Origin of the sequence: Chryseobacterium cupriresistens (assembly GCF_046614675.1) — a bacterium.
Classification (GTDB): domain Bacteria; phylum Bacteroidota; class Bacteroidia; order Flavobacteriales; family Weeksellaceae; genus Chryseobacterium; species Chryseobacterium cupriresistens.
Genome location: NZ_JBKKJT010000002.1, coordinates 189,123 through 205,137, shown reverse-complemented (window position 1 = coordinate 205,137; position 16,015 = coordinate 189,123). Strand labels below are relative to the sequence as shown.

At 35.0% G+C, this 16,015-nt stretch carries 11 protein-coding genes and 4 tRNA genes; 3 read left to right on the top strand and 12 right to left on the bottom strand.

All coding sequences use genetic code 11. The features are described from left to right. Nucleotides 1-43 precede the first annotated feature (43 nt). The 8 genes from tuf to ACLI50_RS06145 all read right to left on the bottom strand — a co-directional run bounded on the left by tuf (nucleotide 44) and on the right by ACLI50_RS06145 (nucleotide 11,088). On the bottom strand, nucleotides 44-1,231 hold the full coding sequence (gene tuf, locus ACLI50_RS06180) for an elongation factor Tu (RefSeq protein ID WP_110008219.1): 1,188 nt from the start codon (nucleotides 1,229-1,231) through the stop codon (nucleotides 44-46). Nucleotides 1,232-1,491: 260 nt separating this feature from the next. Beyond that, nucleotides 1,492-2,598 (bottom strand): HTTM domain-containing protein, encoded by a 1,107-nt coding sequence (locus ACLI50_RS06175; protein ID WP_411413380.1) that lies wholly within the window; start codon nucleotides 2,596-2,598, stop codon nucleotides 1,492-1,494. A gap of 2 nt (nucleotides 2,599-2,600) precedes the next feature. Then, nucleotides 2,601-3,167 carry a hypothetical protein gene (locus ACLI50_RS06170; RefSeq protein ID WP_146207822.1) on the bottom strand — a complete coding sequence of 189 codons (567 nt, stop codon included), beginning with the start codon at nucleotides 3,165-3,167 and terminating at the stop codon, nucleotides 2,601-2,603. A 162-nt stretch (nucleotides 3,168-3,329) separates the two neighbouring features. Further along, nucleotides 3,330-6,428 carry an efflux RND transporter permease subunit gene (locus tag ACLI50_RS06165; RefSeq protein WP_411413379.1) on the bottom strand — a complete coding sequence of 1,033 codons (3,099 nt, stop codon included), beginning with the start codon at nucleotides 6,426-6,428 and terminating at the stop codon, nucleotides 3,330-3,332. A 69-nt stretch (nucleotides 6,429-6,497) separates the two neighbouring features. Then, a complete protein-coding gene (locus tag ACLI50_RS06160; RefSeq protein WP_202841473.1) occupies nucleotides 6,498-7,583 on the bottom strand; it encodes an efflux RND transporter periplasmic adaptor subunit in 1,086 nt (361 codons plus the stop codon). Nucleotides 7,584-7,586: 3 nt separating this feature from the next. Continuing rightward, nucleotides 7,587-8,828, bottom strand: coding sequence for a TolC family protein (locus tag ACLI50_RS06155; protein ID WP_202841475.1), 1,242 nt, complete (start codon nucleotides 8,826-8,828; stop codon nucleotides 7,587-7,589). A gap of 214 nt (nucleotides 8,829-9,042) precedes the next feature. Continuing rightward, nucleotides 9,043-10,407, bottom strand: coding sequence for a sensor histidine kinase (locus ACLI50_RS06150; RefSeq protein ID WP_202841477.1), 1,365 nt, complete (start codon nucleotides 10,405-10,407; stop codon nucleotides 9,043-9,045). Further along, nucleotides 10,408-11,088 (bottom strand): response regulator transcription factor, encoded by a 681-nt coding sequence (locus ACLI50_RS06145; protein WP_137905192.1) that lies wholly within the window; start codon nucleotides 11,086-11,088, stop codon nucleotides 10,408-10,410. A gap of 297 nt (nucleotides 11,089-11,385) precedes the next feature. Between ACLI50_RS06145 and ACLI50_RS06140 the strand changes: the two genes are divergently transcribed. The 3 genes from ACLI50_RS06140 (at nucleotide 11,386) to ACLI50_RS06130 (ending at nucleotide 15,165) form a co-directional block, all read left to right on the top strand. Continuing rightward, a complete protein-coding gene (locus ACLI50_RS06140) occupies nucleotides 11,386-11,613 on the top strand; it encodes a hypothetical protein (RefSeq protein WP_411413378.1) in 228 nt (75 codons plus the stop codon). Between the two features lie 118 nt (nucleotides 11,614-11,731). Continuing rightward, nucleotides 11,732-12,496 carry a GLPGLI family protein gene (locus ACLI50_RS06135; RefSeq protein WP_411413377.1) on the top strand — a complete coding sequence of 255 codons (765 nt, stop codon included), beginning with the start codon at nucleotides 11,732-11,734 and terminating at the stop codon, nucleotides 12,494-12,496. A gap of 71 nt (nucleotides 12,497-12,567) precedes the next feature. Beyond that, entirely contained in the window at nucleotides 12,568-15,165 is a 2,598-nt protein-coding gene (locus ACLI50_RS06130) for a carboxypeptidase-like regulatory domain-containing protein (RefSeq protein ID WP_343644019.1), read from the top strand. Between the two features lie 313 nt (nucleotides 15,166-15,478). On the opposite strand, the gene ACLI50_RS06125 is transcribed toward ACLI50_RS06130, so the two are convergent. The 4 genes from ACLI50_RS06125 to ACLI50_RS06110 all read right to left on the bottom strand — a co-directional run bounded on the left by ACLI50_RS06125 (nucleotide 15,479) and on the right by ACLI50_RS06110 (nucleotide 15,926). Beyond that, a tRNA-Thr gene (locus ACLI50_RS06125) sits at nucleotides 15,479-15,550 on the bottom strand. A gap of 41 nt (nucleotides 15,551-15,591) precedes the next feature. Continuing rightward, a tRNA-Gly gene (locus ACLI50_RS06120) sits at nucleotides 15,592-15,664 on the bottom strand. Nucleotides 15,665-15,751: 87 nt separating this feature from the next. Beyond that, nucleotides 15,752-15,832, bottom strand: a tRNA-Tyr gene (locus ACLI50_RS06115). Nucleotides 15,833-15,852: 20 nt separating this feature from the next. Continuing rightward, nucleotides 15,853-15,926: transfer RNA gene (locus tag ACLI50_RS06110), tRNA-Thr, on the bottom strand. Nucleotides 15,927-16,015 lie beyond the last annotated feature (89 nt).

Sequence of the window (16,015 nt, the reverse complement as noted above, 5' to 3'; positions counted from 1 at the left end):
GAGTGTTCCTTACGGAAGCTTTTTATATTGTTTTAGATGTGGATTAGTCGATGATTTCAGTTACCTGACCTGCACCTACTGTTCTACCACCTTCTCTGATCGCGAATCTAAGACCCTCGTTAAGAGCGATTGGCTGAAGTAATTCAACAGTGATTGTTAAGTTATCACCAGGCATTACCATTTCTACACCTTCTGGTAAGAAGATCTCACCTGTAACGTCAGTAGTTCTTACGTAGAACTGAGGACGGTATTTGTTGTGGAATGGAGTGTGACGTCCACCTTCTTCTTTAGAAAGGATATAAACCTCAGCTTTGAATTTTTTGTGTGGCTTAACTGAATCTTTCTTAGCGATAACCATACCTCTCTTGATGTCAGTTTTTTCAATACCTCTCAACAATAGACCTACGTTATCACCAGCTTCACCTCTGTCTAGGATTTTTCTGAACATCTCAACCCCTGTAATAGTAGAAGTTAATTTTTCATCACCCATACCTACGATATCAACTGGATCACCAGTGTTGATAACACCAGCCTCGATTCTACCAGTTGCTACAGTACCTCTACCTGTAATAGAGAATACGTCTTCGATTGGCATTAAGAATGCTTTATCCTGATCTCTAACAGGCTGCTCGATCCAAGTATCAACTGCATCCATTAATTCTTCAACAGTCTTAACCCACTTCTCGTCTCCGTTAAGAGCTCCAAGAGCAGATCCCTGGATTACTGGAGAGTTATCTCCGTCATATTCGTAAGTAGATAATAAATCTCTAAGTTCAAGTTCAACAAGCTCTAAAAGCTCAGCATCATCCACCATGTCAACTTTGTTCATGAAAACAACGATTCTTGGTACGTTTACCTGACGGCAAAGTAGGATGTGCTCTCTAGTTTGAGGCATTGGTCCATCAGTTGCAGCACATACTAAGATAGCTCCATCCATCTGAGCAGCACCAGTTACCATGTTCTTAACATAGTCGGCGTGACCTGGACAGTCAACGTGTGCATAGTGTCTGTTTTCAGTTTCGTACTCGATGTGAGCTGTATTAATAGTGATACCTCTTTCTTTTTCTTCTGGAGCAGAGTCAATAGAAGAGAAATCTTTCTTCTCAGCAAGACCCTTGTTAGCTAATACACTACTGATAGCTGCAGTAAGTGTAGTTTTACCATGGTCAACGTGACCAATAGTACCAATGTTCAAGTGTGGTTTGTTACGATTAAACGTTTCCTTTGCCATGATTTAAAATTATTTATTTATTGTTTTTCAAATTTTCGGTGTGCAAATATAATGAATTTTTAAATACCAAAAACTTTTTATTAAAAAAACTTTCAATATTATCATCCAGTGAAGGACAAACCTTATATTTCAACGTATTGAGACTGCAAATTTACACATTTTTCCGGATTGAAAAAATCTTTCTGAAACCTTTTATGAAAAAGCCTGAAACCCAATATAAAAAATAAGTTTCAGAAAGCAGCATTCACTCTTAGCTGTATTTATTTCAGAATATTATTCCGATCAGTCTTCCTTAATGACCGAATCAATAGATACAATGAAAATAAAAACGCACTTCCCAGCACAATAAGAGGTGTGGAAAGTTTGCAGAATGCAATAAGGGAGAAGAAACCGTTTATCACAGACCCCATTGTATTAATATTAAAAATTTTCAGTACTAAAAGGTACAGGATCACTACTGCAATAGCTGCTTTCCTATATTCCGGATTAAATATTCTGAGCATCCCATTCTTTATCCGGTTTCTGAAACCTGACGGCAGAAGCCATGCCGGAATAAAAAGACTGTAAAGTCCTATGGAATTCATAAAAGATATATTCAGCATCAATAATACATTAAGGTGAAAGAAAATAGTTACCAGCAACATATACCTGAAAAATTTCGGGGACATGAACGCTACAATAAAAACCATTTCAAAAATAACAGTAAAATAATCCAGGGCTTCCCAGAATATTTTAGAATTAATTCCTTCATAAAAATCCGAAAGCAGATCGTTCCACCCTATAATAAACCTATATTGCGTAAAAAATATCTGAGTATACTGAGTTTCAGTGCTTTGCCAGCCTCCCAGAATTTTAGAAAACCCGGCAGTAAACATTCCGAAGCTGAAAATCAAACTTATCATAAACAGAGGCCACGATTTTGCCAGCTCATCCGTTTCTTTTACGGGCTCAGGAAAGAAGCTAAAGGTTTTGTTCCAGGGAGAGAATGCCATTATCATGATCGGAAGTGTATAAATAAAATCGTGATTCACTTTTCCAAACGAATAGGCATAATTATTCGTCAGTACATACAGGATCATATACAATATTGCAAATATTCTAGGTTTATATCCTATCAGTATCAACAATAAACATGCGTAGATCATATATCTGCAAAGTACAAAAAATGCTTCAGAAGGGACAATATCAGTGAAAGACAGGATGCTGATAGGCGGATGCATAGCACTGTTAGGAATAGAATGGATCCAGCTGTTATCTGCTACTCCCGACCATAACAGAAACATGGAAAAGAATATCCTGTAAAATGCCAGGAACTCATAGCTGGGACGGTAAGAAACAAAGGGAAGTTCTTTTAGTTTATTCATCATTATTAGTTTAAAAAACGATAACTCAGTACAGTATCATACACTGATTTCTGGGTCATTTTTCTTGTGGTTATATCAAAATCTTTAGTTTCATTGATCACCTGTATAGCGGCGACTTTTTTACCGGGAAATCTTTTCTCCAGTCTGTTTACAATGAATTTTTTACTTTCTTCCATATCCACTTTTTTAATGTTCCGGTTAAGGATAGATTTTTTCAACAGGTAAAGCCTCTTTTTATAAGGAGGAAGGGAATTCACACGGCTGTCCAGAACCGGATATTTCCTTGGAAAAAGCAAATTCTGAATAAGGGTAATCTGTATGGTTCTCGGTATACTTTCTCCCAGATAATCATTATTGACCAAAATACTGTCTGATCCGTCTTTAAAAAAGACATGGGAAGTGGTTTTGGTAAAATTAATATATTTTCCATCTTTTATGGGATAGGATGCAAATCCCGGGAAGTTAAATGAAGGATAGGTTTCTTCAATATTAATCTTAAAAACCAGTTGCAGAGGAAGCAAGACGATTAAAAAGCCAAACAAAAAAAGAACTCTTTTTTTGTAGCGTTTCATTTTGTGTTTTAACATTTGTGTATAAAGATGAGGGATTAATTATAAGATATCACTTGTTTATTTTTCTAATTGCCCAATTTAATTATTTTATTTGAAATCAGACGACAAGAAATAAAAAAAAATCGCCTTAGGAATTTCCAAAGGCGAAATATTATAACAAAATTAAATTGATTGCAGTTTTCTTGTTCTGTTGAAGATCCAGAAAATAATCGGGAAAATAAGCAGGGTAAGCACTGTAGCTGTAATCAGTCCTCCGATAATGACAATTGCGAGAGGTTTCTGAGACTCCGATCCGATTCCTGTAGACAAGGCAGCCGGCATAAGCCCGATGGAAGCCATCAATGCTGTCATAATGACAGGTCTTGTCCTGGATTTTACTCCATTTAATATAGCGGTATCGATATCCATTCCGTCTTTAACATTCTGGTGGAATTCTGTAATAAGGATTACCCCGTTCTGGATACAAATTCCCAGGAGAGCAATCATTCCTACTCCGGCAGAGATTCCAAAATTGATTCCGGTAACATGTAAAGCGATGATTCCTCCAATCAAAGCAAAAGGTACGTTCGCTAATACCAGAAGAGAATCTTTCATATTGCCGAACAGAATAAACAAGAGGAAGAAAATCATCAGAATACTCACCGGTACTACCTGCGCCAGTCTGTGTGAGGCACGCTGCTGGTTTTCAAACTGACCTGTCCATCCTATTGAATAACCGTCCGGAAGTTCAATCGTTTCTACTTTTTTCTGTGCATCCGCAATCGTACTTCCCAAATCCCGGTCACGGATGGAGAATTTAACCCCGATGTATCGCTTGATATTGTCTCTGTAAATAAATGCGGCTCCGTTATCTTTAACAATGGTGCTTATTTCTTTTAAAGGAATCTTTGCTCCATCCTGTGTAGGAACCATCAAAGCAGCAATGTCATTTTCATTGGTTCTGTATTCCTGAGAATACCGAAGACGGATCGGGAACTTTCTTTCCCCATCAAACATTTCAGAGGCAGTTTTTCCACCAAATGCCATTTCCAGCACAGCCTGAGCATCTGCGGGCATCACTCCATAAGCGGCCATTTTATCTCTGTCCAAAACCACGCTTACTTCCGGCTGGCCGATATTTTTAATAATTCCCGGATCCTTCACGCCTTGTACGTCTTTAATTTTAAGCAAAACTTCGTGGGCTAATTTGTCAAGGGTTTCCAGGTTATCACCATAGATTTTGATTCCGTTTTCAGCTTTAAAACCAGCCACTGCTTCTGCTACGTTATCGGAAATCGGCTGGGAGTAGTTGAACGTAATTCCCTGATAACTTCTGAGTTTTTTGTCTATTTCATTGATCAGTTCATCATAAGTAATTTTACGCTTCCATTCTTCTCTTGGCTTAAGATTTACCGCAAACTGTACAAATCCGAATCCGTTGGGATCTGTTCCATCATTACTTCTTCCCGTCTGGGCAAGCACATCTGTCACTTCTGAAAAGCTCATAATGTCCTTCTTTAAAAGATCAGCTGTTTTCAGAGATTCTTTTAATGAGGAGCTCATCGGCATTTCGGCTGTGATCCACAATGAACCTTCATTCAACTGAGGCAGGAACTCTGTTCCAAGGAATTTACCCGAAAACAGTGTAACAGCCAGAAAGGAAATCGCTACAATCATGCTCATCTTTTTATGTCTGAATGTTAAATTAAAGCCTTTCAAAACGATTCTGTCCCAGAAGTTCACAAACGGGTTGCTTTTTTCTCTTACATTTTTATTTAAAAGGATATGCGAAAGAACAGGAACAAGAGTTAATGTAAATATCAATGCTCCCATTAATGCAAACCCTAATGTAAATGCCAGAGGAGAAAACATTTTTCCTTCTACTTTCTGAAATGAGAAAATAGGAATCAAGGAAGTAATGATGATTAATTTTGAAAAGAAGATGGCTTTTCCCAGTCCTGTTCCGGTTTGCTTAATCCATCCTCCCTTGGCGAGTTTATTAAACTTCTCCGTCCCATACTTATGCGCTTTATGATCCAGCATTACGAAAAGGCCTTCCACCATGACGACGGCTCCATCTATGATAATCCCGAAGTCTACAGCACCTAACGAAAGTAGATTAGCACTCATCCCGGCCAGTTTTAAACATAAAAAAGCAAATAGCAAGGACAGAGGAATGATGATGGAAACAATCAGCGTAGTTCTCCAGTCTGCCATAAAGATCAAAACAATAACCGTTACCAGTACAATACCTTCAATAAGGTTATGCATTACGGTATGAGTGGTAAAATCCATCAGATTGTCACGATCGTAGAAAGTCACCATTTTAACATCTTTCGGAAGTACTTTCTCATTAAGCTCTTTAATTTTGGCCTTCACACCAACTAAAACTTCTCGCGGGTTCTCCCCTTTTCTCATAACAACAATTCCTTCCACCGTATCGTCATGATGATTAAGAGCGGCCTGTCCTACTCTGGGCATGGAACTTTCATGAACTTCTGCAACATTTTTTACCAAAACAGGGTTTCCACTGTCATTCTGAATGGTAATATTTCCAATATCCGCTACAGATTTTACCAAACCGATACCTCTTACCACATAAGCCTGACCATTTTTTTCAATGACATCTCCTCCTACGTTCAGGTTACTTTTGGTGACAGCATCATATACCTGAAGCGGCGTAAGGTTGTATTTATCCAATGCCCTCGGATCGATACTCAGTTCAAAAACTTTATCCTGTCCTCCGAAAACATTGATATCCGCAACGCCGGGAACTCCTCTTAAGGCACGGTCTATTACCCAATTCTGCAAGGTAAGCAGCGCTCGGGAATCTTTTGTTTTACTTTCCAGCGTATATCTGAAAATCTCACCGGTTGGCCCGTAGGGTGGCTGTACTTCGGGATCTACCTCATCAGGAAGGCTAATGGTTCTTAACTGGTTATTGACCTGATTTCTGGCAAAAGTATCGTCCACCCCGTCGTCAAACAGAATTTTAACAATAGAAAGTCCAAACATGGTGGTACTTCTCACACTTGTTTTCTTTTGAACCGGGCTCATTGCCAATTCAATGGGAGTAGTAACAAAACGTTCCACTTCTTCTGCACTACGCCCATTCCATTGGGTAATGATGACAATCTGAGTATTGGTTACATCCGGAAAAGCTTCAATAGGCATGTTTTTAAAACTTATAAAACCGGAGATGGCTAAAATCGCTACCCAGATAAAGGTAAATGCTTTATTTTTTAATGAAAAAGCAATTATATTTTTTATGAATTTATTCATGATAGATACATTGGTGACCTAAAAAAGCCGTTAAAGAAAAATGTCAGTATTCTTAATGGTTTAATAAGACTAGCTGTTCAGTGAACGGTAGATCAGCAGCTGGTTGTTGGTAATCACTTCTTCTCCTTCTTTCAGACCGTCTGCAATATAGGTGACATCACCAACCTGCTTTAATACTTTGATTTCTCTGATCTTCACATCTGTCCTGGATTTAAAAATCACTACGAAGCTTTTATTATCATCAAAAATCACTGCTTTGGAGGGAACGGTAAGTGTAGAGTTGCTTTCCAGACTGGAAACTTTTATCGTGGCTTTACTCTCTGGGATCAAAAGTCCGTTGGCATTGTCCAATACGACTCTTGCCTGCATGGCATTGGTCTGCGGGTCAATAATCTTGAAAATTTTATCAATTTTCCCATCAAAAACTTTGTCCGGATAAGATAGAGTAGATACCTGAGCTTTCATTCCCAAACTAATTTTATCAATATCAGATTCATTGACATTCATAATGGCCCATACATTGGTGGTGTTGGCCACATCAAAAATATTATCACTTCTGTCACTTCTCAGCTGCATATCTTTATTGATACTTTTCTGAACAATATAACCGCTGATAGGTGCTACCACACTGTATATATTTCCGGTTTTCACATTATAAACCGTACTTACTGCGGCAGCTCTCTGTAACTGATCTTCGGCTTTTTGCAACTGGCTTTTAGCTTCCAGTACATCTCTTTCCGTATTAAGCTTTCCTTCGTAGAGTTCTTTTGCAACACGGAGGTTATTTTTGGCCACTACCAGATCTGTTTTTGCATCACTTACATCCTTCTGAATTTCTGCAAGCTCAGTACTTCTGATGGTTGCCAGTACCTGCCCTTTTTTCACATAGTCACCCAATTCTACATTGACGCTCATCACATTTCCTCCAACCAACGGGTATACATCTATATAGCTGTTTTTGTCTGCGGAGATTTTTCCGTAAAAACTGTATTCGTCTTCTATATTTCTTTTTTCAACCTTTGCCAGGGAAATAGAGTTCAGCATTGTATTGCTGAGTTCAAACCCTTTTTTGGTGTGGATATTTTTCTCTTCCTCTTTTTTTGAACAGGCTATTAATGAAAGAACCATCAATACGGGAATAATATATGTTTTCATGATTTAATAGAAGATTTTCGTTTGCACTAGTTGATTAAGTTGTTCTGCCGACTGCATGATCTCATTTTTCATATCGTAGATCTGAAGGGCTGTTTCCCTGTAGCTGTCCATAAAGTCTGTGAATTCAATCAGGTTAACATTTCCCTTTCTGAAATTGTTCAGCATTCCGTTATAAACAAGCTCCATATTCTGAAGATCTGTCGTTTTCACATCCTGCAGCTGATCATATTGTGCTTTCCAGGTTTTGTATGCAGACTGAACTTTAGTTTCCAGAGTCAGCTTTTGAAAGTCTGCATTTTTCTGGTTTTGTTGAATCGCATAATTTGCTTTTATCACATTCCCCTGGTTGGCTTTCCATAAAGGCAAAGGAATTCCCAGCGTAAGATTAGCTTCGTTATTAAAAGTTCCTCCCGCCTGATCCCATGCAGCTCCTACCGTAACATCAGGAACATTCAGTGATTTCTGCCATTGTGCATACAGCTTACTGTTATCAATAAGCTTCAGATTATACCGGTAATCTGCATTATTTTCCAGGGCTTTACCTTTCAACTCTTCTTCATTACCGAAAGGCTGTGCTGCCAAAGCTTCTTTAGCTTCGGTTTCGGACATCGTTGGCTCTATTTCTTCTGAAACTCCTGTCAGAACTTTCAGATTCTGTTCAAAATCAAGAATATTTTTGTTGATCTCCAGCTTATCATGATTGAGTTGGATAACTATGCTCTGTAATCTGACAGCATCTTTAAGAGAAACATTTCCTTTGGAAGACTGCACACGGTAAGCATCTAAGAGATCATTCATATATCCCAGCTGCCTGTTGGTGTTTTCCAGTTTTAGTTTTTCATAATAAAGATTGAAATAAGCAGAACGAAGCTGATATCGTAAATCTACCAGCAATTGGGAAAACTGAAGCTGGGCCAGTTCTTTATTGGACCTGGCAAAAGCAATTTCATTTTTCTTTTTGCCACCCATATAAATCAATTGAGTAATACCTGCTCCCTTAGAATGTCCTACATCAAAAAACTTTTTGTCCTGCGGATTGTAAGCATTGAACTGTCCGCTTAATTGAGGTAATTCCCAGATTTTAGCCTGCAGAATATCCGCACCAGCCATATTGATATTGTATTGTTCGGCGAGCAGCTGGAGGTTGTTCTTCTGAAACGCTTCTTCGCATTCCAAAAGAGACATCTGCTGTTGTGCCGCCATGAATGAGGAAACGGCGAGGCACAGCACTGCAATTCTGTTCATTATTTTTATTTTTAAATTACAAAATTGCTTTGATGCGATTAAAAGAAACTTAAATGACGCTTAAAAAAATATTAAAATAGGCTTGAGCAGGCCGTTTATCCAATAAATCACCAGATAAAACAAGTGAATTTTTCTCTAACGATTGAATTTTTATTAAAAAAATCAATCGTAGATTTAACAAAAAAACAACTGTTTTATATCAGTTGTTTTTCATTTATTTTTTAAAACTTAGGGTAAACTTATTGATGAAATCTGCTGGTGAAGAATATACAATATCTGCATCATGATATTCCAGAATCCTTTTGACAATTCTAAGACCTAAACCAGAGCCTGCTATATTCTGTGCATTGTTTCCTCTTGTGAACGCTTCAAAAAGTTTAGTCTGCTCATCTTCAGAAATCGTGTTACCATGGGAAATTACTTCAACAGAAAGATTATCATTGGTTTCAGTAATCAGGACTTTCACCTCCGTATTGTCTGAATACACAGCAGCGTTTTTAAACAGGTTGATAAAGACAATCACCAATAATGACTGAATTCCCTTGATGGTTAAGAATGCATTTTCAAAACTATTTTCATTGATCAGAAAATCCAGTTTCAGTTGTGGATAACTTTTCTCTACAGCTTCAAAAGCTTCAAAAATAACTTCATCAATTCTTACTTCCTCATAAATACTCTGGATATTTTCTTTATCAAATTTTGTCAGCAGCAAAAGCGAGTTGGTCAGATCGGACAGTTGATATACATCTCTCTGGATTTGCTTTAAAGATGATAATGTCTCCGGAGAATGTTCTTCAAACTTAATCAGGTTTTCCAGTTGAAAGGCCATTCTTGTTATTGGGGTTCTGATCTCATGCGAAGCACTGGCAGTAAAATCTTTTTGGGACTGAAATACATCATCCAGCCTTCCAATCATTGTATTAAAGGATTTTGCCAGAACGCTTACTTCATCATTGGATTGCTCTACCGGAATCTGCGTGGTGAGTTTATGAGCCGTAACTTCAGAGATTTCTTTGTTCAGGTCTTCCAGAGGTCGGAGAAATTTTTCGACAAAATAATAACTGAAAAAACCGATGAGCATAGTACTCATCACATACGCTGTTATCAAAAGATATTTAAGATAACCTAATTTGGATTTTCCATTGGTATCAAAGGCACTTGTAAGGATATAGTAATTTTCACCGTTGATATTCCTGAGCGCAGCGTAGATTTCTGGAACGGTTTTTTCAGTATAAATAATCTTCTTTTTATCCAGCTCTTTAAGCATGGCACTGTCCCAAATGACATTCCGGTCTTTAATCGTGCTGTAGATGAGTTCTTTTTTTTCGTTGAAAATTAAAATCTTTTCATTCAAAAGGATATTATCTGAATTTTCATTGAAAAAAACTGGTGCTTCTTCTTCAAAGTCTTTGGATTTTGAAATGAAATGAGAAGTAAACTCAAGCCTCTGCCTGAATCTTTCTTTAAACTCATCTCTTCTGAAATCATTAAACGATAAATAAATGACTGCCATCACCATCCCAAATAATAATGAAAAGGCGATACTGATCGTTAGGGCTATCTTTCTCTTTAAAGACATTTATAATGGACTTAGGTAGTATCCGAAACCTGAACGGGTGTGGATCAGTTTTATTTTAAAATCTTTATCAATCTTTTTCCTCAGAAAATTGATATAAACTTCTACGGTATTGGTATTCGTATTAAAATTGTGTTCCCATACATGTTCTGTAATCTGTTGTTTGGAAACCGTTCTTCCCTGCGCTTCCGCAAGATAAACCAACAGCTGGAATTCTTTTAATGTAAGTGTTATTTCATTTCCTCCACGATAGACCTTCTGTTCTGTTTTATTGATAATAAGGTCGTCAACTCTTAGAATATCCTGATCTGAATTATCAGAAGGTGCCTTTCTTCTCAACAGCGAATTGATTCTTAGCAGAAGTTCTTCAAACTGAAAAGGTTTTACCAGATAATCATCGGCCAGTCTTGTGAAAGCATCTTTTTTATCAGAGATATCCCCATAAGCAGAGATGATAATGATGGGGGTATTTTTGTCAAAAGAGCGGATCGTCTGGCAGACATCAAGTCCATTTATCTTAGGAACATTAATATCGAGTAAATACAGATCATAACTACTGTTTTTTATCTGGCGGAGAAAAGTTTCCCCGTCATAGATTTTATCACAATTAAAATTATTTGATTCTAAAAATCTGCACAATTCTGCAGACAGAATGAGATCATCTTCCAGTAAAAGAATATTCATCAAAAATTTATTTTACACGAATTTAACGAAAATTTTATGATTGTGATTGTAAAGATGAAGTAAAAATTGGATCGACCTACAATATATTAAGCCCAACAGTTGGAGCTCCGTTGGAAGCGTTTGAATAAAATTAAAGAATTTTATGAAGCGAAAAACCTTTTTCACTTAGTATGTATTCTATATATTAAAGAAGTTTTAGAAAATGCAGATTCCCGCAATAGTGATTAAAAAAATATTTGTATACTTGTAAAGATCAACATATTAAAAACTAACAATTTAATATAAAAAAAAAACATTATGAAAAAAAATCTATTTGCAGCACTTTTAGTTGCTGGAACAACTTTAGGGTTCGCTAAAGAAGTAAAAACAGAAGGTAATAAACCCAACGAAAAATCTTTTGCTACAAAAATTTTAAAGAAGGATTCTAAATTTCCCCTTCACGTCTTTTATTATTATACGACTTCTAATCCAGATGGAACAATAGACATGCATGTTGTTGATATGTGGATAGATGTTCCTATGTAGACAAAAATAGAGACTCTCCGAGAATATCAAAAATACTATATTACAAAAATGTAAGATAGGAGTCTAAAGAGAGTTTTTCGGATAGTCTCCTCTATTTTTTAATTAAAATTAATATAAAATGAAGATTTTATTTTCTATATGCTTTAGCTTGCTGTGTTCATTTGGATTTGCCCAAAATTCTGTTGAAAATAATACTCAGAAAGGAAATTTGATAAACAGTGTTTTTTATGAAGAATTACCAATTACTAATTTGGATGACTTAAAAGATATTCCAAAACAGTATCAGGAAATGATAAAAACAAGCAAACAAATTCCTAAATATTATGAACTATTATTTAATGGATCCGAAGCTTTGTATAAAAAGGAAGAGAAAAAGAGAGAAAACCCAGAGGATTTGAACACTGGAAATATGCAAATGAAAGAAACGGTAATTAAATTTGGTGGAATTGCTGAAATGTACAAAAACTTTAAAACAAAAACTTCAGTATCTTCAAGAACTATATTAGACAAAGAATTTTTAGTTTCAGAAAATCTTCAAAAAATTAATTGGGAATTAATTAATGAAACAAAAACAATAGGCAGTATTGACTGTAGAAAAGCACAAGCAAAAATAGGAGGAGATTTGATAGAGGCTTGGTATGCTCCCGGCATTCCTACTATGGCTGGACCAAGTATTTATTGGGGATTACCCGGGCTCATTGTAGAAGTTAGAAATAAGACACAACATTATTTAGCAATTCAAATCAAAGAGAATATAGCTGGTACGATAACAATACCAACAAAAGGTGAAAAAATAAGCCCTCAAGAGTTTCAAAAAAAGGTAATACAACATGCTGAAGATTATAAAAAAACAATGCCTCCAATGACTTTCGGCAGAAATTAGGAATCAAATTAAATATTCAAAATCTCCATAAAGTTTATGGAGATTAATTTTTGTAAAAGCTTTTAAATCATATGAAGAGTTCTATTTTTCTTATTTTCTGTTTTCCTGTTTTCTTTTTTTCTCAGATAAAAGTTAATGGAAAAATTTTAAATAAAAATCATAATCCTGTGGAAGATGCTATTGTTCAGATATTAGACAATAACGGAAAAACACTTTCTTTTCAAAACTCTGATTCAAATGGTAATTTCACTTTTCAGGTTAACAAAGAGCCCTCTTATACATTAGAGGTTAATAAAATACTTTTCGAACCTCTAAAAAGGAACATTACTATAAGCAATGATCAAAAATCAGTAGAATTAGAAATAATTCTTTCAGAAAAAATAAATCAGGTTGAGGAAGTTAAGATTATCGGACAGGCTTCAGCTTTAAAGCAAAGCGGTGATACTATATCCTATAAAACAAAATACTTTACAACGGGTTCGGAACATAACCTTAAAGATATTCTTAATAAACTTCCAGGGTTTGAAGTAGGAAATGATGGGCAAATCAAAATAGGAGGAAAAAAAGTAGATAACCTTCTTGTAGATGGAAAGGACTTTTTTGGTGATAATCATCAACTTGCCACTGAAAATTTAGATGCAGATATGATTGATGATATTGCAGTTATCAATCATTATTCAGATAATGCGAAAATAAAGGACTTGGAACCTTCGGATAAAACAGCCATAAATATTGGAATCAAAAAAGAATATAAAGGTAAAATAACGGGAAATACTACTTTAATCTCTGCATATGAAGGACGCTACAAAGCCGGAGTAAACTTGTTTAAATTTGATAAAACTACAAACATGAGCTTTATAGGAAATTCAAACAATATAAATGATGAAGTAATTACATTTGATCAATACTTTCAAATGATTATTTCATCTAAAAATGATTTTGTAAGCAAACGCAATGTTGGCAACACAGATTTTATAATGCCAACAACTCTTATTAGTGATGACAGGATGACGAAAAAATATAACAATTTTGGAGCATTGAATCTCACTTCTTATCTCTCAAAAAAGACAAAACTTAACATATACAGTATCTTTAATAATGTTAACCAAAATAAAAACATCCTAAATAATACGCTTTTTTTCGACCAAAATTCAAGTTACAGCACTACTGAAAATATAAAAACAAAAGAGCAATTATTTTTTAACCGAACAAGAGCCAATTTGGACTATTTAGTCTCAGATAACAGTCTACTTACATATAGTTTAGCATTTGATCCATACAGTGGAAAAAAAGACGTTCAAATAGATCAAACTTTTGGTAATATAGAAAATAGAATTGACGAAAAAGTACATGATACCCCTTATACGCTATCTCAACAATTAAGCTATACTTCTAAATTATCTCCAACAAAGCTTTTGGCTTTGTATATTTTCAATGACATTAATTACCAACAAAATAACTTTCAGTTAGATAACTTCCCCAATGTTTTAAATTTAGATTCTCCGTTACTACAGGATAAAAAATATAATCAGGAAACTTATGGACTTTTGAGTACTTATACCTTTAAGCCCAAAAAACTGATTTATTATATAGGATTAGGATATTCTTTAACTCAAGATAGTTTTTTATCTTCAATCGAAAACTCTCAATATTCAAATAACAATAAAATCAGTAGAAATTTCTTCAATACTGAATTTAGTATTTATAAGCGTAAAGGTTTTTTTCAATTTTCTTTACAGAATACACTTTTATACTATACTTCTTTAAACAGGCTTTTATACTTGCCAAAAGCCAATGTAAAATTTCAGTTAAATCAATTATCTGAACTTAATTTATCTTATCAGGTAAAGAATGATTTTGCAAATACTAATCAGACTTTTATACAACCCATACTGGATGATTATAACAGAATTCTGCAAAATAACATCTTGGATTTAGGACTTCCTATGCGAAGTCATAATTTCAGCGTTTATTTAAGATATTTCAATTTGTTTTCAGGTACTATATTAAATCTAAGTTTCAATTATACTAAAAATGAAAAATCAATTATAACCGCTAGCCAATTGCTTCCACAATATATTGTAATAAGCCAAGTTCTTAACTCAACACCTACACAAAACTGGTTTACAAATATTAATTTAGATAAGAAAGTTAGTTTCCTTAAAGCTAAAATAAAATTAAATGGGTCTTATTCACACTCAAATTCAATAAATATAATAGATCAAATAGAAAATCCTATTACTTCACAAAATATCATTTTAAAAGCAAGTTTAATGAGTGTTTTTAAAAATGGAATTTTTAATTATGAAATAGGAGTTTCTAAACAAAAAAATATAAGTAGCTATACAAATTTAAATAAAAAAATATCTAATGATAGAACTGAACTATTTGCAGATTTTGATGGTATTATTAATAAACATTTTAAATACTACTTCCGAAATCACTATAATATTTATATCTCTGAACAAAAACAGCATTTTTTAAAGACCGATTTTGAAATTTCTTATGATTATAGTAAAAAATGGGAATATAGTGTCATTGGAAATGATATTTTAAATTTTAATAAAACTCAAATTATCTTATCTACACTACAAAATGTAACTCTTCAAACAAGTATTATTCAAAGATTACCTGGATATATTGGCGTAAAAGTAAAATATAACTTATAAAACTCCTACAATATTACTTATCTATTGTAATTTAGCCCTGAGTCAGGGCTATTTTAATGACACTATACCCAGTGTATAAGTTCAAAATTAATTTCACCGCTTTATAGTGTGAACTTCCCATTTTGTAAAGTTCAAAGACAATATTAAACACTTACTTTTTTTATATGTAAGAACCAAAATACTTCAGAGCATATAAATCTTCCGTGATTTTTTTAGAACTCAGCAAAATCCTGTTTCATGCGGTTCCTTTTGCAATGAGATTCCATCTAAAATTAGGGCATAAAAAATCCCGAAGAAATTCGGGAAAATTAAGAGCCAACTACGGGACTTGAACCCGTGACCTCTTCCTTACCAAGGAAGCACTCTACCGCTGAGCTAAGTCGGCATCAACTAAAAAAATCACACTAAGTAGCGTGATTTTCGTTGAGCGGAAGACGGGGGTCGAACCCGCGACATTCAGCTTGGAAGGCTGACGCTCTACCAACTGAGCTACTTCCGCAATTTTGTTTCCAAAATTATTGGTAAACGCTGTGCAAAACTAAGAAAACTTATTTAATTTTGCAAGTTTTTTTTATAATATAAAATGTGGGGAGAGCAGGATTCGAACCTACGAAGCCGAAGCAACTGAGTTACAGTCAGTCCCATTTAGCCACTCTGGAATCTCCCCAGATATTTTATATTAAAATGAGCCTCCAGAGGGATTCGAACCCACGACCCCGAGATTACAAATCACGTGCTCTGGCCAACTGAGCTATGGAGGCATTTTAATAAAGGACTGAAACTGATCGAGAAACTCTACTCTACACATTCCAGTGTTAAAAAAATCACTCTTAATTGTGTGATTCTATTG